This is a genomic window from Enterovibrio coralii, assembly GCF_001559595.1.
GTDB classification, from domain to species: Bacteria; Pseudomonadota; Gammaproteobacteria; order Enterobacterales; family Vibrionaceae; genus Enterovibrio; species Enterovibrio coralii.
The window spans coordinates 793,398-810,650 of the sequence record NZ_LNTY01000034.1; the positions used below are offsets into that span (position 1 = coordinate 793,398).

Annotated in this window: 14 protein-coding genes and 4 pseudogenes; 6 read left to right on the forward strand and 12 right to left on the reverse strand. The window is 47.3% G+C overall.

Translation table 11 applies throughout. The annotated features are described in order from the left end of the window. The first annotated feature begins 94 nt into the window (after window positions 1-94). Genes ATN88_RS27475 through ATN88_RS27485 form a run of 3 tightly spaced genes read left to right on the forward strand, consistent with a single transcriptional unit; the run spans window position 95 to window position 1,697 of the window. Complete coding sequence (locus ATN88_RS27475; protein ID WP_232313239.1) at window positions 95-856, forward strand: CHASE domain-containing protein; 762 nt, start codon at window positions 95-97, stop codon at window positions 854-856. A gap of 14 nt (window positions 857-870) precedes the next feature. Next, the gene (locus ATN88_RS27480) at window positions 871-1,494 is read left to right on the forward strand and encodes a GGDEF domain-containing protein (RefSeq protein ID WP_232313241.1); all 624 of its coding nucleotides are present in this window, start codon (window positions 871-873) and stop codon (window positions 1,492-1,494) included. Window positions 1,495-1,526: 32 nt separating this feature from the next. Beyond that, complete coding sequence (locus ATN88_RS27485) at window positions 1,527-1,697, forward strand: nucleotidyl cyclase domain-containing protein (RefSeq protein WP_232313243.1); 171 nt, start codon at window positions 1,527-1,529, stop codon at window positions 1,695-1,697. A 25-nt stretch (window positions 1,698-1,722) separates the two neighbouring features. On the opposite strand, the gene ATN88_RS14850 is transcribed toward ATN88_RS27485, so the two are convergent. From ATN88_RS14850 to moeA, 8 genes and pseudogenes are all read right to left on the reverse strand, one after another. Beyond that, the gene (locus ATN88_RS14850; protein WP_067417399.1) at window positions 1,723-2,169 is read right to left on the reverse strand and encodes an META domain-containing protein; all 447 of its coding nucleotides are present in this window, start codon (window positions 2,167-2,169) and stop codon (window positions 1,723-1,725) included. Window positions 2,170-2,520: 351 nt separating this feature from the next. Next, window positions 2,521-3,284, reverse strand: a pseudogene (gene pstB, locus ATN88_RS14855) (phosphate ABC transporter ATP-binding protein PstB). Window positions 3,285-3,301: 17 nt separating this feature from the next. Next, window positions 3,302-4,146, reverse strand: a pseudogene (pstA, locus tag ATN88_RS14860) (phosphate ABC transporter permease PstA). Window positions 4,147-4,151: 5 nt separating this feature from the next. Beyond that, window positions 4,152-5,063: a phosphate ABC transporter permease subunit PstC gene (gene pstC / locus ATN88_RS14865; protein ID WP_067417402.1), complete on the reverse strand. Its 912-nt coding sequence runs from the start codon at window positions 5,061-5,063 to the stop codon at window positions 4,152-4,154. Window positions 5,064-5,151: 88 nt separating this feature from the next. After that, window positions 5,152-5,973, reverse strand: coding sequence for a phosphate ABC transporter substrate-binding protein (locus ATN88_RS14870; RefSeq protein ID WP_067417405.1), 822 nt, complete (start codon window positions 5,971-5,973; stop codon window positions 5,152-5,154). A 198-nt stretch (window positions 5,974-6,171) separates the two neighbouring features. Further along, a complete protein-coding gene (locus tag ATN88_RS14875) occupies window positions 6,172-7,665 on the reverse strand; it encodes a putative bifunctional diguanylate cyclase/phosphodiesterase (RefSeq protein ID WP_157490726.1) in 1,494 nt (497 codons plus the stop codon). Between the two features lie 254 nt (window positions 7,666-7,919). Continuing rightward, a complete protein-coding gene (moeB, locus tag ATN88_RS14880; RefSeq protein WP_067417406.1) occupies window positions 7,920-8,669 on the reverse strand; it encodes a molybdopterin-synthase adenylyltransferase MoeB in 750 nt (249 codons plus the stop codon). Between the two features lie 9 nt (window positions 8,670-8,678). Further along, window positions 8,679-9,914 (reverse strand): molybdopterin molybdotransferase MoeA, encoded by a 1,236-nt coding sequence (gene moeA, locus ATN88_RS14885; RefSeq protein WP_067417409.1) that lies wholly within the window; start codon window positions 9,912-9,914, stop codon window positions 8,679-8,681. Between the two features lie 271 nt (window positions 9,915-10,185). On the opposite strand from moeA, the gene folE reads away from it, so the two are divergent. Then, window positions 10,186-10,845, forward strand: coding sequence for a GTP cyclohydrolase I FolE (folE, locus tag ATN88_RS14890; RefSeq protein WP_067417412.1), 660 nt, complete (start codon window positions 10,186-10,188; stop codon window positions 10,843-10,845). Window positions 10,846-10,913: 68 nt separating this feature from the next. Here the strand turns inward: folE and ATN88_RS14895 are convergent, their stop codons facing one another. The 3 genes and pseudogenes from ATN88_RS14895 to asnS all read right to left on the reverse strand — a co-directional run bounded on the left by ATN88_RS14895 (window position 10,914) and on the right by asnS (window position 14,334). After that, window positions 10,914-12,107, reverse strand: coding sequence for an amino acid aminotransferase (locus tag ATN88_RS14895; RefSeq protein ID WP_067417415.1), 1,194 nt, complete (start codon window positions 12,105-12,107; stop codon window positions 10,914-10,916). 401 nt (window positions 12,108-12,508) lie between these two features. Beyond that, window positions 12,509-12,742: pseudogene (locus ATN88_RS14900) on the reverse strand (hypothetical protein); the annotation flags it as partial. Window positions 12,743-12,933: 191 nt separating this feature from the next. Next, complete coding sequence (asnS, locus tag ATN88_RS14905) at window positions 12,934-14,334, reverse strand: asparagine--tRNA ligase (protein ID WP_067417620.1); 1,401 nt, start codon at window positions 14,332-14,334, stop codon at window positions 12,934-12,936. A gap of 347 nt (window positions 14,335-14,681) precedes the next feature. On the opposite strand from asnS, the gene queD reads away from it, so the two are divergent. Further along, the gene (gene queD / locus ATN88_RS14910; protein ID WP_067417419.1) at window positions 14,682-15,044 is read left to right on the forward strand and encodes a 6-carboxytetrahydropterin synthase QueD; all 363 of its coding nucleotides are present in this window, start codon (window positions 14,682-14,684) and stop codon (window positions 15,042-15,044) included. Between the two features lie 58 nt (window positions 15,045-15,102). Here the strand turns inward: queD and queE are convergent, their stop codons facing one another. Beyond that, a complete protein-coding gene (gene queE / locus ATN88_RS14915; protein WP_067417429.1) occupies window positions 15,103-15,765 on the reverse strand; it encodes a 7-carboxy-7-deazaguanine synthase QueE in 663 nt (220 codons plus the stop codon). 257 nt (window positions 15,766-16,022) lie between these two features. On the opposite strand from queE, the pseudogene mlc reads away from it, so the two are divergent. Continuing rightward, window positions 16,023-17,236 (forward strand): annotated as a pseudogene (gene mlc / locus ATN88_RS14920) (sugar metabolism global transcriptional regulator Mlc). Window positions 17,237-17,253: the final 17 nt, after the last annotated feature.

Genomic DNA, 17,253 nt, shown 5'->3' on the forward strand with positions numbered 1-17,253 from the left:
GAGGATTGCTCTAAGTGACTGCAAAGGTCTGTTTTCTGGCGGTATCTCAAAATATGTCCAACAATTAGTTAACATATTTTGAAGGTGTAGTTTGATGGCAAGACGCGTTTTATATTCAACGATTGTAACAGTTCTCGTCGGGCTGTTTTTTTCGTTCCTTGCCGCCGTCTCTCTATATCAGTCAGAAAAACAATCAGTTGCGCACGAAGTTCAAAAAGACGTGGAGAACGCGGCACTGTCTCTCGGTAGAGAATTGAACATTGCGATTGAGCTTCTCTATGCCCTTCGAAACCAACTCACTGCCAGCGATGAAGTCAATGAAGAAACTTTCGTGACATTCGCTGAAAGCATCATGGACAGACACCCCAACATTCGCTCAATGGAATGGGCGGAAGTGGTTGATAGTCGTGATCGAGACTTATATGAAGCAGAAGCGGCACTTGAGTTTGCGTTGTTTGAAATCGTTGAACTTAGTGACACCGGCGACCTTGTGAAAGCGCAAAACCGTGCGCGCTACTTTCCTGTCAAATACATCACGCCATATGAAGACAATCAAAACGTCTTAGGTTTTGACTTGGCTTCTCGTGCGACGATGAAGGGTGCATTGGAAATGAGCTGGTATCGCGGTGTGCCAATTGCGACACCAGCGATACGTCTGAAAAGGGAATACGAGGACTTAAGCGGTTTTCTGATGTTGTTGCCTGTCTTCCATGGTGAGCCTGAAACGGATGCGGACAGAGAAGATGCGTTGCGAGGCTTTCTGCTGGCACTTTTCGACGTTAAAGATATTTTCCAGCTTGCGATTAACAATACGGTGAAAGAGTCCATTAATCTGTCGTTGCTGGACATGGGCTGAATGCCAACAATCAGGTGATTTACCAAAGTACGGTGGATTTGTCTGAGCCGCCCAACATGATGTTGTCATACACCTCTGAGCCTATTTATTTCGCAGGCAGAGAGTGGGTGTTACAAGGTGCGCCGTCAGCGGACTATGTAAATAGCCGCATGAGCATTTTCCCTCACATGATTTTCTTTGTTGGCGTGGTGATTTTTACGCTACTTGCTTATCTCATATACATCCTTCAGCACCGCGCGCTGAGCGTGCAAAAACGTGTTGATGCAAAAACCCGAGAGCTTCGAGAAGCCAACAAAAAATTGGAGAAGATGTCGAAGAGCGACGGTTTGACAGGGTACTACAACCGAGATTATTTCGAGATGAGTGTGCAGAGTGAAGTGGGCAGAGCACACCGCGATCGAATTCCTATCAGTCTACTCATTGTCGAGATCGACAATATGTCTCGTTACAACGCGAAACATGGGCGCGTGGCGGGTGACAAGATCATCAGGCTGGTGGGGCAAGCGGTCGGAGACACGCTGAAAAGGCCAAGTGATTTACTCGCGAGATACGGCGGTGAAACCTTCGCGATTCTACTGCCAAATACACGTGATGGTGCGCCAATGGCAGATATCTGCATTAAGCCGTTCAAGCCTTGAAATTGCCGTTTGATAAAGAGGCAGGTGGCAACATGATTTCCATCAGCGTGGGCGGCGTGACGGTCTCGAACAGTGAAAATGTCGATGCTTCTAAGCTGATTGCTTACGCGGAAATTGCGCTGAGTAAGGCGATTGCGCTGGGGCGTAACCAAGCAAATTGGATTTATGCGCCAGAAAAAAATCAGCCTCAAGAAAGAGGCTGATTTAGAAAACAAGAGGGAGGGTTACTTAGTTAACCCAATCACGCAGTTGGAAGCTCAGCGTGTGTTCGCCGTTTTGCAGTTCCAGCGTTTGTTTCTCCAGCGTCACTTCGCTCCAGTTACCCAGAACGTTAGTCATTACGCCTTCCACAGCCATTGCTGGCTCTGGACACGCCATCATGGTCGTTGCCATGTTGTCGATGCGGAACTGGCCGTCTTTCAGCTCAGCTTGACCAAAGTAACGGTTACAACCCGCGTGACCATTCGCAGTGAATGATTCGCCGATTTCCAAATTAGGTGCAGCAAAGCCTTCTGGTAGGTTCAGCGGTTGACCATCAATGCTAACCAGCGTCCAGTTATGGTGTTGCATGTTAGCTTGAGACACTTCCATTGAGTCACCCATTAGAGACGAGCCGGTTGAACAGCCTGCCAGAATTGCTGGAGCGACCAGCATTGCGATTGCCATCTTTTTCATCTTGTACTCCAGATTTATGAGTCGGTCGACACACATTTCAGTTTGTAGGAATGCACCGAATACTGTGGCCGATATCTAAATGACATTGTAGTTGAGGATGGGTTCCCTAGCGTCCCACCAAAAAACTTCCGTCATTATTCGTATTCTAAAGAACGACGCAAGTCAGAATATGGTCAACCTCATCATTTTACGTCGAAAATTGTTCGAATTATGGGCGGACATACCATTTGATGTTGGTGAATTGAGCAAATCAGGAAGAATTGAATAAAAAAGCCCCCTATCGAGATAGGGGGCAAGTGTTACCATCGCATAAATTTAATTATTGTTGGAATTCGTTTCGGGACGATTCGATTAACCGAAGTCACCGTTTACATAACCGCGGGTACGATCATCGCGCGGGTTAGCAAAGATATTGCTGTCTCATCATGCTCAACCAGTTCACCCATCAGGAAGAAGGCAGTGCGGTCAGAAATACGACGTGCTTGTTGCATTGAGTGCGTAACGATGACGATGGTGTAGTTCTTCTTCAACTCTTCCATCAGGTCTTCGATTTTCTTGGTCGCGATTGGGTCAAGTGCTGATGTTGGTTCATCCATCAGAATAACTTCAGGTTCCATCGCGATAGTGCGAGCGATACACAGACGTTGTTGTTGACCACCAGATAGACCGAAAGCATGTTGCTTCAGGCGGTCCTTAACTTCATCCCAAAGTGCTGCACCGCGCAGACTTTTTTCAACCACTTGGTCCAGTGTTTTCTTGTCAGTGACACCTTGAGCACGCAGGCCGTAAGCCACGTTGTCATAGATGCTCATTGGGAACGGGTTTGGCTTTTGGAAAACCATGCCTACTTTGATGCGCAGGTTAGATACGTCGATGTTGCCGTAGACGTTCTCGTTGTCCAGTTCCAGACGACCGTCAATTTTTACGCCTTCAATCAAGTCGTTCATGCGGTTCAAACAGCGCAGCAGGGTAGACTTACCACAACCAGAAGGACCAATCAGTGCAGTTACTTTCTTGCTAGGGATCGGCAGGTTAATGTTTTTTAGTGCGTGGTTCGCGCCGTTTCCGTAGTAAAGGTTCAGGTTTTCAATTTCAAATTTGTTTGCAGTCAACATTGTATTCTCTCCCGGGCTCAGTAAGTGGCTTTGCTAAATTTGCTGGCGATAATCTTGGTCAGCATGTTGATGAGTAGCACAACAACAATCAGTACAGTGGCGGTGGCGTAGGCCTGATTCCACTCGTGAACTGTGTAGAGCTCCTGGGTTAATTTATAAAGGTGTACGGTCAGGGTTCGGCCAGAGTCCATAACGCTCTCTGGGATACGCGCAACCATACCTGCAGTTAGAAATACCGGTGCAGATTCGCCGATTACACGACCCACACTCAGAATGATTGAGGTCACGATGCCTGGCATTGCTGCTGGAAGGATCAGCTTCCAAATCGTGTAAATTTTTGATGCGCCCAGACCGTATGAACCTTCGCGGTAGGTCTGTGGTACAGCCATCAGGGCTTCTTCAGTCGTACGGATAATCACTGGCAGAATCAGGATACTCAGCGTCAGTGCACCTGACAGAATCGAGAAGCCAAGACCCAGTACCGCAACGAAGAAGGTCATACCGAACAGACCGAAAATAATCGAAGGAATACCTGCCAGAGATTCAGTACAGAAGCGAATCACTTTAACCAGTTTGCTGCCTACCTTGCGTATTCTGTCAGGTAGATAGCCGTCATAATGCCAATAGGGGCCGCGATTGAGATGGAAGCGATAACCATGTAGATGGTTGAAACAATCATCGGCCAGATGCCTGATTCCTCACCAATTCGCGTGTAGTTGCTGGTGATGAAAGACCAGTTTACGTATTGCAGACCATTGCTCAGGATGTACCAAATAATCCAGAACAGGAAACCAACGGTCAGACCAGCTGCAACCCATACGGTCGCCAGAGAAATCTTGTCTTTAAGTTGACGTGAAAGCATCGTAATTACCTCGCTTTTTCACGATTCAGGTAAAGCAGGGCAGCGTTCAGTACCATGATGAAGACCAACAGAACGATACCAGTGGCATACAGTGCACTTGCGTGAACACCTGATGCGTAGGACATTTCAAGCGCTATGTTTGCTGTCAGCGTTCGGGCTGATTCCAGCAGGCCATTTGGCATCGCAGGGGCGTTACCCATTACCATGATGATTGCCATGGTTTCACCCAGTGCACGAGCAATACCCAGAATGACACCAGTCATGATGCCTGAGCGTGCAGCTGGAACGAGCAGCTTAAAGGTGGTGAACATTTGTGATGCACCCAGTGCCAGAGAGCCTTCTTTGTAAGCTTTTGGTACTGCGCGCAGTGAAGTTTCTGATACTGCAATAACGGTTGGAAGAATCATTACTGCCAGTACGATGATACCTGCAAGCAGTGTGTTACCTGCCGGTACGTTAAATACGTCTTGAATCAGTGGGACGATGATAACCAGGCCGAAGAAGCCGTAAACCACTGATGGGATACCTGCCAGTAGCTCAACAGCTGGGCGGATGATGTTCGCTAACCATTTCGGTGCGATTTCAGCGATAAAAATTGCGGTCAGTACGGCAACTGGCACACCCAATGCAACTGCGCCAGCGGTTGATGCCAGAGAGGCAACAATCATTGGAGCAATACCGTAAAGTGCTGGTGGAAGCCACTCAGACCCAGCGACGATGCCTGTTACACCGGCTTCTTTAATCGCTGGCATACCTTCTAGGAAGATGAAGTAGCCAATGGTTGCTAGAGAAAGCACGCCAAGAATTGCTGCTGTCAGAAATAGAGTGCGGAAGATATCTTCACGCCAGTCGCGTTTTTGGCGACGACTCAAACTGCGTGCTGGCAGCTCAATGGTTTGTTCGTTTGCGATGGTCATTTCTCACTCCTTATTGCCAATATCTGGCAGGGAGGTTTTCCTTAAAAGAGGCCTGACTAACTGCGTCAGGCAAGGTATTCAGTTAGACTTACTTAACAGGTACATAACCTTGTTTTGAAACAATTTTCTGGCCGTCAGTTGATACTACCCAGTCCAGGAACTCGTTCGCTGCAGAAGAAGGTTTGCCTTCTTTGCTCAGTACTAGGAATGGACGTGCCACTTTGTAGTCGCCAGCCGCTACTGCTTCAGAAGAAGGTTCAACGCCGTTAACTTTCAGAGGTTTTAGAGATTCGTCGATAGAACCCAGAGAGATGTAGCCGATAGCGAATGGGTTGTTTGCAACGATAGTTTTCACTACACCGTTACCGTTACCCACTTGAGCGCGTTGAGAGATTGCAGATACCGTTGTGCCGTTGATTTTGCGCTTCAGGCCCATGATGTCTTCGAATGCGCCACGAGTGCCTGATGCAGTGTCACGTGTTACAACAACCACAGGTTTGTTCTCGCCACCCACTTCAGACCAGTTCTTCACTTCACCGCGGTAGATTTTTGCGATTTGTTCGATAGTTAGGTCTTCCAGTGTGTTCGCGTTGTTTACTACAACTGCGATACCGTCACGTGCAATCACTGTTTCTTTCAATGCTGGCTCTTTCTCAGACTCTTTCAGGTCGCGAGATGCCATGCCGAACATTGATGTGCCGTTTTTAGCTGCCTTAACACCAGCAGAAGATCCTGTACCTTGAACTTCGATAAAGGTACCGGTGTGTTGGTTTTGATAAGTCTCTGCAAGAACTTCCATGACTTCTGTTACAGAGGTAGAGCCAGATACTGTGATGGTTTCTTGAGCAGAAGCTGTGTTAGCTACCAGAGCACCCGCCATACATAGAGCAGTAAAAACTTTTGATTTCATTGTAACTTTCCTTAATCGTTGCCTTTCTCGAAGGAGTTGTTTGAATCAACGATGGCAACTTTAGGTAAGTTATATGACAGTCATGTTTCAGTTAATTGAAGCATTCATGACGAGATAAAGTAACTTTGATGACACGGTTGTATCAAAAATAGACAGGTATATATTCTGCTGATTATTTATTGGGCGGGATTTATGGCTTTAGTTTTGGCTGGCAACACGGTGGTTAATCATGTGAACATCGCGAAGCCAAGTGTCAGCTTGCGCCAAGTTCATCGGTCTGCCGTACCAAAATCCTTGTATCTTGTCGCAGCCAATCGACATCAGGTATTGGCCCAATGCTTCGGTTTCTACACCCTCAGCAACGACTGAGCATTCTAGGCTATGAGCAAGGTAAATCGTTGATCTTACAATGGCTTCATGGTTGCTGCTGTAGAGCAAATCTGTCACGAAGCTGCGGTCAATTTTGATTTCATCAATGGGCATGTTGCTCAAAATTGACAGGGATGAGAACCCAGTTCCAAAATCATCGATACTCAAGGACACACCGAGTTTCTTGATCTTCTCCAACACGGTTTGCGCCTTCTTCGGGTTCTGCATCATGCTGGTTTCGGTGATCTCTAATGTGAGTTGAGAAGGGTCAATGGTGTAGTCCTTTAACAACTGACTAAGGAAGGGTTCAAGGCTGTCATCTTCGATGTCTTTGACCGACAGGTTCACTTGAACATGAGGAGACATCCCTTTTTCGGACCATTCGGCAAGCTGAGTAATGGTTTTCTTTAATACCCAACGTGTGATTTGTTGAATAACGTTGGTCTGTTCAGCGATAGGGATGAACTCATCCGGGCTCACACTGCAGCCATTGCCAAGCGGCCAGCGGATCAGTACCTCAAATGTTGTCTTATGTGTTTTGTTGACGTTCAGCACTGGCTGAAAGTACAAATCGAAGTCCATGTTCTCCATCGCCACTTGTAGCATCTGAGCCAGTTCGACTTTGTCATAAAACTGTCTGTAGGAGGCTGCTTCATAAACGGCGTAGGGCACTTGAATACGTTTGGCACTGTACATGGCGATTTCAGAACGTTTCAGAATGTCTTCGGCCGTGGCTCCGTGTTCTGGGTAGAGCGCAACACCTACTGTGCTGGTGAGATTCACATCGTGGTCATTAATCGTAAGCGGGTGATCCAGATAGGCTTGTATAGTTTCAATGTATTGGGTCACATTGGTTGTTTCGGGGCTTGTGATGATAAAGGTGAAACGATTTCCGCTCGTTCTAGCAAGGAAGATGTCTTGCTCAACGAATTCCCTTAAACGCTCCGAATATTGATAGAGCACGCTGTCTCCGGCCTGATGGCCGAAAATCTCATTGATGTGGTTGAAGTTGTTGATGTCTACCGTGGCGACAGCGAAACGCTGTTGTGTCGTTTCAAAATCCGAAATGTGCTGATTAATGGTTTGGAGCAAGAAGCGCCTATTTGGAAGTCCGGTCAGGCTATCGTGAGATTCATTGTGGCGCTGTTGGAATTCAGCAAAAGCAATACGTTCCATGCTTTGTGATACCACGCTGAATATCATGACGCAGAAGATGCCCCCACCGAAAAAGACCATGGAGACGATGAACTCAATCACGCTGACTTTCGGTGTCATGGCCATGTATGCCGTAAAAACGACATAGCCGAGAACAAAGCCGAGCATGACGGGAATGAAGCTGAGCGTCGAAGGGCGACGGTCTTTTTGATAAAGGGAGATAGAGGATCGTAAGGCGGATATCAGGCAAGCATGCCAAGGAGCACGAGGATTATTGATATCGATTTCAACATCGTATTGCTATCAGCCCACGTCATGAAAAGAAAGTGGCTGTCATGCAGGGCATGGCAGCCGAGATATTCTTAAATGTAGCTGAGAAATAGCAATGTTGAGAACAATGTCACTGTTCTAGCTAACAAGTGTTAACTATTACAAACAGTACATGTCGGGCTTTTCATCAGATTGAAGTTACGCCACTGGCTGTCCATGGCATCAAACATCATCAGTTTTCCAGCAGGGATAGGGGCAAAATGTGTCGCGACTTTGATCGCTTCTAAAGCTTGCATTGCACCAATCACACCAACAACCGGTGACAGAATCCCCGCTTCAACACAACTCAATGCTTGTTCGCCAAACATGGCACTCAGGCACTGGTAGCACGGCTCATTTTCACCGTAGGTGAAGACTGCCACCTGACCTTCGAGGCGAATAGCAGCACCACTGACGAGCGGTGTTTTATGTTCAAAGCAAAGACGGTTTAGCTGATTGCGGGTGTCAACGTTGTCGCTGCAATCCAACACGATCGAGTGGTGGTTAACCAAATCCGATAGCGCGTCATCGCCTAAACGCTCTGATACCGTGTTGATAACGACATGTGGGTTCAGTGTGCGCAGCGATTTCGCCGCTGAGTCTACTTTCAGCTCACCGATGGTGGCGTCGCTGTGAAGCACTTGTCGTTGCAGGTTAGACAGTTCAACGCGATCGTCATCAATCAGCGTCAGTTCGCCCACACCCGCAGCAGCGAGATATTGGCTTGCGGCGCATCCTAAGCCGCCAGCACCAAGAATCAACATTTTGCTTTGCTTGAGGGCCTCTTGGCCCTCAAAATCAAATTGACGCAAAATGATCTGGCGGTTGTATCGGAGTTCTTCTTCCGAGGAGAGAATATCCACGTTATTCCTTTAGCTCAGCACTGCGTTGAAAGGTTCGATAGTGACGGTTTCACCAACTTCAACGTGGCCACGGTCTTGCTCCAACACCGTAAAACAGTTGGCAACTGACAATGAACTGAAAGCACCGGAGCCTTGGTTGCCTGTCGTACCTACCACAAGATCGCCGTTCTTATCTAAGCGGTAAACTGCACGTTGGTAATCTGCTCGGCCTGGCGACTTTTTAAAGCGTGTTTCTGCTTTGGCTTTAAGGGGAATGGTTGGTTTCCATTGCGTATGACCTGACAATTTAGCCAGCAAAGGCTGAACCAACACATGCAGTGTCACCAGTACAGAAACAGGGTTGCCCGGCAAACCACAGAAAAGGGCATTTTTCACGCGGCCAAAAGCAAATGGTTTGCCTGGTTTAATCGCGATTTTCCAGAAACCCACTTCACCTTCTTGGTCCAAAATATCTTTGGTGTAGTCGGCTTCGCCAACACTTACACCACCTGACGTGACAATCACATCGGCAATGTCAGCGGCGTGTAGGAAGGTCTCACGCAACTGTTCAGGGCAATCAGGCACAACGCCTAAATCAATCGCTTCGCAGTGCATTTTTTCAAGCATTGCGCGAATGGTGTAGCGGTTGCTGTCGTAGATTTCACCTTTGCCCAAGGTTTCACCGACTTGGCGCAGTTCATCACCAGTAGAGAAAAACGCCACTTTCGGCTTTCTCATCACAGGCACGTCTGCGATGCCCAAGGTTGCCAGCAGAGGTACTTCACGTGGCGTCAGCAAGGTACCTTTTGGGATAACCACATCGCCAGTTTTTACATCATCGCCTATTGGGCGGATGTTTTGCTGTGCGGCAGGCAGAACCGTAAACGTGACATTATCACCTTCAACCGTTGTCTGTTCCTGCATGATTACAGCGTCTGCGCCTTCTGGGATTTCTGCGCCTGTCATGATGCGGATACAGGTGCCTTGCAGCCAATTACCCTCAAAAGGAACGCCCGCAAAAGATTTACCCGCCAGCGGCAGTGTTTGAGTAGATGCAAGATCTGCACATCTAACGGCGTAACCGTCCATCGCTGAGTTTGCAAAAGGCGGCACGTTAATTGGAGAACGAATGTCTTCTGAAGTGATGCGGTTTTGCGCATCGGTAAGTGAGACAATTTCGGAATGCGTGATAGATGCAGTGTTTTCTAGGAGGGTCTCAATGGCCGCAGAAACGGGCATCAATCCAGGAGTATCGCAACAACCCATAAAAAATTCTCGATAGTTTTAGGCTATAAATTAGCTATCAGCAGAGCAAAGGGTCATTATCTCAGACTTTGTAGGACGAAACTAATGCCCGCATGCATTTCAAGGTGTAATTTTATTACTATTAACGTTATGCTTCAAAAATCTGACAAAAATTGATCCTTGTCCTGAATAGGCGAGTAACAACAATACCCGAGCAATTTGAAGATATTGAAGTCAGCCTGTTTTATCGCTCTGGTAACAATAACAACATTGGAACGATCCGAGGATTTTTATGACAGCATTGAGCGATTCTGCAAAGCGAGTTCGTGATGCGCTAATTGCGCGTGGTATCGAGACTCCAATGCAGTCCGGTTCGTCTATGACCGCCGAAGAAAAGAAAGAAAAAATCGAATATCACATGCGTGAGATTTTGACTGTTATCGATCTCGACCTTGAAGATGACAGCCTCATGGAAACACCTGCACGCATTGCCAAAATGTATGTAGATGAAGTGTTTTCGGGCTTGGATTATTCAAATTTCCCGAAAATCACCGTCATCGACAACAAAATGGGGTGTGACGAAATGGTAAGAGTGAAAGACATTACGCTTACCAGCACTTGTGAACACCACCTCGTCACGATCGATGGTTCGTGCACCGTTGCATACCTGCCAAAAGACAAGATCATTGGTCTGTCGAAGATAAACCGTATCGTTCGTTTCTTTGCACAGCGTCCACAAGTGCAAGAACGTCTTACTCGCCAAATCTTGGTTGCCCTTCAGACGTTGCTGGAAACGGATAACGTGGCAGTACATATGAACGCGACGCATTACTGCGTGAAGGCACGTGGTGTGATGGATGCGACCAGTGCAACAACGACAACAGCACTGGGCGGCGTGTTCAAGAAGAACGCTGCGACCCGTGCAGAGTTCTTGCACGGCATTGGTATGTAACTAACTCTCCAAAGCACAGACACAAAAAAAGCACCCGAGGGTGCTTTTTTCTTTTCCACTACAGGTTCTTATTTCAGAACCGCAGCAATCGCTTTACACAGGGGACCCATGTTAGAGCGAGTCATACCAGCAACGCTTACACGGCCAGAGCCAACGATGTAAACGCCAAACTCATCTTTCAGACGAGCAACTTGGTCTTTGTTCAGGCCAGAGAAAGAGAACATGCCGTTTTGACGCTCGATGAAGCTAAAGTCAGCGTCGATGCCTTCTTCTTTCAGCGTTGTAACGAACAGCTCACGCATTGCTTGAATGCGGTCACGCATGTCAGCGACTTCTTGTTCCCATTCTGCGCGCAGAGCTGCGTCGCCTAGGATTTCTGTAACGACTGCTGCACCGTGAGCGGGTGGGTTAGAGTAGATAACGCGCGCAATGCTTTTCACTTGGCTAAACGCTGTTGCTGCTTCTGGCGCAGATTTACCTACCAGAGTGAAAGCACCTACACGCTCATTGTACAAACCGAAGTTTTTAGAGAACGAGCTTGCGATGAGAAGCTCTGGGCACACTTCTGCAAAGATACGCAGGCCTGCAGCATCTTCTTCAACACCTTTAGCAAAACCTTGGTAAGCAAAGTCGAACAGAGGCAACAAACCTTTGTCTTTGCACAGTGCAGCCAGTTCTTGCCATTGGTCTGCAACTGGGTCGATACCAGTTGGGTTGTGGCAGCAGCCGTGCAGCAGAACTACGTCACCAGCACTTGCTGTTTGTAAATCCGCAACCATGGCAGCAAAGTCCATGTCTTTTGCTTCAGCGTTGTAGTAGCTGTATTGCGCGACTTCCAGACCTGCAGCTGCGAACACACCAACGTGGTTTGCCCACGTTGGGTTGCTTACCCACACTTTTACGTCGCCCAGTTGGCGTTTAATGAATTCTGCAGCAAGACGAAGTGCACCTGTACCACCTGGCGCTTGTGCAGTTTGAGCACGTTTGTCAGCAATAATTGGCGCGTTTTCACCGAACAGCAGTTTTTGAACTGCCAGACCGTATTCAGGTGTACCTGGAATGCTTAGGTAAGATTTGGTGGTTTCTTTTTCAAGAAGAACCGCTTCCGCTTTTTTAACGGTAGCTAGAACAGGGGTATTTCCAGATTCGTCCTTGTAAATGCCTACACCAAGGTTAATTTTCTCAGCGCGTGGATCCGCTTTGAATTCTTCAGTGAGGCCTAGAATAGGGTCGGCGGGAGCCGCAACAATTTTTTCAAACATCTTCGTTCATCCATGGCGTTGTTAATTGACACTGCTTTTTTTATACCATGTTGGATCGTTGTAATAAAACGGAAATTTTAACTATTTCAATAGTGATTGATTAAGACGAACGCAAAATGACAATTAAGCGAAACGTCAGCGTAAAATTCGATGCGTCGAAGCCCGTGATTCAGCTGTAAATAAGGCAAGTGAAGGAGAGGAGATTGCGCCCAAAATCAAAAGTATGGCACAGCTCGAAAAAGTGATAACCAAGCAAGGCATGAAAATTAAGTAGGCATTTTTGGTGTAATACAACCAATAAAAAAGACCACCTATTGGTGGCCTAATTCTCCTCAGAGTCACGAGAAGTTGTTCGATATTCTAAGGGTGTTGAGCAAACGGGCTTAATGATTTGATTTATGTGCCCATTCGTTGATGTGTCTTAAAATGGCTTGAACAGCATGTTCTTTGGTTGGCTGCTCACCATGGTCGACATGCAGTTTTGCTTCTTCGACCGGGACATGCCCTGTCATGTCTTCTGCAATATGTAGCCAATCTGGGTGCCAATAATAAGGTTGTCCCATTGAAAGGCTCCAGCTATGCACGCCGTTGGTTTCACCGTGGTAGTGAATATCGCTTTCGTTATATTTACTCATGATAGCCTCTTTCCATTTCTTTAATTGCTTTCCCACATGCGTTCAATGTAGCACTGTTGCCTTGGGATGAGGTGGCCTCAATCTAAGATTTCAGAAACAAAGAAAGGGAAGAGGGTAGAGAATAAGAAGGCATAAAAAAACCTCCGACGATGCGGAGGTTTTTACAATCATAAGCGTTGCAATAAAACGTCTTAGAAGTTCGCGCTGCGTGGCGTACGTGGGAACGGGATAACGTCACGAACGTTGCCCATACCAGTAACGTAAGATACCAGACGCTCGAAGCCCAGACCGAAACCAGCGTGTGGTACGGTGCCGTAACGGCGCAGGTCGCGGTACCAATCCATGTGCTCTGGGTCGATACCGATTTCGCGCATACGCTCGTCCAGAACGTTCAGACGCTCTTCACGCTGAGAACCACCGATGATTTCGCCGATACCCGGTGCCAGTACGTCCATTGCCGCTACTGTCTTACCGTCATCGTTCAAGCGCATGTAGAACGCTTTGATGTCTTTCGGGTAGTTCTTCACGATAACTGGAGCTTTGAAGTGTTGCTCTGCCAGGTAACGCTCGTGCTCAGAAGACATGTCGATACCCCACTCAACAGGGAATTCGAACTCTTTGCCTGAATCTAGCAGGATTTGAATCGCGTCAGTGTAATCAACTTGTGCGAAGTCAGACGTCACGAATTGCTCCAGACGGGTGATCGCTTCTTTGTCGATACGTTGTGCGAAGAATTCCATGTCGTCACGGCGCTCTTCCAGAACTGCTTTGAACACGTACTTCAGCATGTCTTCAGCCAGCTTCGCTACGTCGTCCAGTTCTGCAAATGCAACTTCTGGCTCAACCATCCAGAATTCCGCCAAGTGACGGCTGGTGTTTGAGTTTTCTGCACGGAAAGTAGGACCGAAGGTGTAAACTTTGCTCAGCGCACATGCATACGCTTCTGCGTTCAACTGACCAGATACAGTCAGGAAGGTTTCTTTACCGAAGAAGTCTTCGTTGTAATCAACGGTGCCTTTGTCAGTACGTGGCAGGTTTTCCATGTCCAGCGTTGATACGCGGAACATTTCACCCGCACCTTCTGCATCAGATGCAGTGATCAGCGGAGCAGAAACCCAGAAGTAGCCGTTTTCGTGGTAGAAACGGTGAATAGCTTGCGCCAGACAGTTACGAACACGCGAAACCGCACCGATTACGTTGGTACGTGGACGCAGGTGAGCAACTTCACGCAGGTACTCGATTGAGTGACGTGTCTTCGCCATTGGGTAGGTGTCAGCGTCTTCAACCCAACCAACTACGTTTACGTTAGTTGCTTGCAGTTCGAATGCTTGGCCTTGTCCTGGGCTTTCTACAACTTTACCTGTTACTTCTACAGAGCAGCCAGTAGTAAGACGCAGTACTTCTTCGTTGTAATTATTCAGCTCATTAGGAACAACCGCTTGGATTGGGTCAAAACAAGAGCCGTCATAAATGGCAAGGAAAGAAATACCGGCTTTTGAATCACGACGTGTGCGGATCCAACCGCGAACAGTGACTTCTGTGTCTACTGCCGCTTTGCCGTGCAGGACGTCTGCTACAGGCACATAGTTCATAATTTGCATCTAACTCCGTTGAAGAATATCCGACGACATCTGTGGTCATCGGACTAGGATAATTCGCACTAGGACAAGAGAGTTTACCCGCATACATAAACTACCTCAAGATGCAGAATTGGCGAGGCTTCACTATCTTTTACGTTCGGCTGAAATTTGTGCAAAAAGCCACCGGATTTTACCTGTTCTTTGCTGGTGAACAGGCAACAGAGCGATGAAAAACAACAATTCGACGGCAAAGACAGAGCCAATTCGTAATGTCGGTCGCAATTCAGTTTGAGCTTGCAGACATAATTCAGTAGCATCGCCGCGCAAAGTTTTAAATCACAAACACAGGAATGCACGAAATGCACACTGAACTGTTCAAAGAATTCATGTTTGAAGCGGCCCACCGACTGCCACACGTACCAGAAGGTCATAAGTGTGGTCGTTTGCATGGTCACTCTTTCTTAGTGCGTATTTACGTTGCTGGCGAAGTGGATCCACACACAGGTTGGGTGATTGACTTTTCTGAGATCAAGAAAGCGTTTCAGCCTATCTATGACCGCCTAGACCACTACTACCTCAACGATATTGAGGGTTTGGAAAACCCAACCAGCGAAGTGCTGGCAAAGTGGATTTGGGATGAACTGAAACCTGCGCTGCCATGCCTTAACAAGATCATGATTAAAGAAACTTGCACCGCAGGCTGTATTTACACTGGCGAGTAAGTTGCAATAAAAAAGGGCCGTTTGGCCCTTTTTTGATCTCGCTTTTTACATCTACCGCTTAAGCAATGTCGAGATACTTGTGGGTTTGAATCGACAGTCGCCAATTCTTCTTAATACATGTCTCAATACACAATACCGTCGCGCGAGGCTTTTGGCTGATAGGTTGGAGAGCAATCTCTTTGCCGGACACGTCTACATCTGCCAACAAGGCTTCCAACTTTTCAATGTCTGACTCAGTACCTACCGGGTGTTTAATCTCGTTGGCACGCGCCAAGGCGCATTTCTGAACTGGCAGTTTACCGCGCATATTAATTTTCGGAGAGACCGTCACCCAGGTGTTTTCAGACGCTTTTATTGGGTAAGTGCCGCTGGTTTCGATTTGGCAGCGATAACCGTTAGCTTCTAAACGCGTGGTGAGTGGTACAAGATCAAAGATACAAGGTTCTCCACCTGTGATGACGACGTGCTTCGCGGAGTAGCTTTTATTCAAGTAATCCACGATTTCATCGGCTGTCGTTTCTGCCCACAGCGGGCTGTCTCCTGTTTTGGCAATCACAGCGCCAAAGTCACGCTTGTCCGTTTCTAACGTATCCCACGTCTGTCTGGTATCACACCAAGGACAGCCAACAGGGCAACCCTGCAAGCGTACGAAGATAGAAGGAACACCTGTGAATGTGCCTTCACCCTGAATGGTTTCAAAAATTTCGTTGACGTTGTACATACCGCTTAACGTTCTTATGCATAGATGGGGCAGGATTATGTCAGTTTCACAACCAACTGTCTTGGGTAGAAATATTCTGATACATGCTGACCAGAATATGGCGTCTATAACTGTTTGATTTTTGGCTGTCTGGTTGAATGAAATGCAATTGAAATAAATTGCTCGTGATGTGTATCACGGCATTTCCTTCTGCCTCTTCACAATTACTTCGCAAAGTAAAAAAATTCATTATTAACGAAAGTAAAAAGGATTTTGGGATGATTCTCGCCCAGCCAGGACACATAGATCACATAAAGCGTAACAACGCTGGCGCAGTTTATAAGTTGATCGATCAGCTAGGGCCTATTTCCCGAATTGAACTTTCAAAGCGAAGCCAATTGGCTCCCGCAAGTATTACTAAAATAACGCGAGAGTTGATTGATGCTCACCTCGTGAAAGAGACCGAATATGGGGAACCAGCAAGCCGCGGTCGTCCCGCCATTGGTTTGGTATTGGATAATGAGGGGTGGCAGTTCCTCTCTCTTCGTTTAGGCCGTGGTTATCTCACGTTGGCTCTGCATGAACTGGGCGGAAGCATTCTGGTTGAAGAGCGAAAAGAGATTGATATTCTCGACCAAGAACCACTCCTCGAACTCATTCAAAAACGCATCAACACTTTCTTTTCTACCCACGCCAAAATTGTTGACCGAGTGACTGCTGTTGCCGTTTCTCTGCCGGGCTTAGTCAACAGCGCGCAAGGTGTGGTGATTCAAATGCCGCACTTTAATGTTCACAATATGCCTCTAGGCGCGGCGATTCATCGCTCAACGGGTCTGCCAGTTTTTATCGGTAACGACACCCGTGCTTGGGCTTTGGCAGAGAAGCTATTTGGTAACGCTCGTGATGTTGAAAACTCCATCTTGGTGTCGATTCACCATGGTGTTGGTGCCGGCATTATGATCGACGGTAAAGTGCTGGAAGGGCAGATTGGAAACATCGGCGAGTTGGGACATATCCAAATCAAACCGTTCGGTAAACGCTGTTTCTGTGGCAACAATGGCTGCTTGGAAACCGTGGCGAGCTTGCAGTCTGTATTGGAAGACACGCAAGCTCTTCTTGATCAGGGGCACGAGAGTGTTCTGCAAGGAAGAAAGTTATCAATAAACCTGTTGAGCCAAGCTGCGGTGAAAGGTGACCCTGTGGCCGTGAACGTGATCACAGAATTGGGTCACAATCTCGGTCAAGCAATCGCTATCACAGTGAATTTATTCAACCCTCAAAGAATATTGATTGGTGGTGAATTAAATCAGGCAAAATCAGTGCTTTATCCCGCTATCATGGATCGTATTAAGAACCAGACTTTGCCTCACTATTTTGAGCATCTTGAGTTGGATGAACCTTTTTCTACACACAAGCAACCATGCCAGGCGCAGCCTTGGTGAAGCGTGCCATGTATGACGGCTATCTGTTGATGAAGGTGCTAGAAGGGTAATTGGTGATTCAATAGAT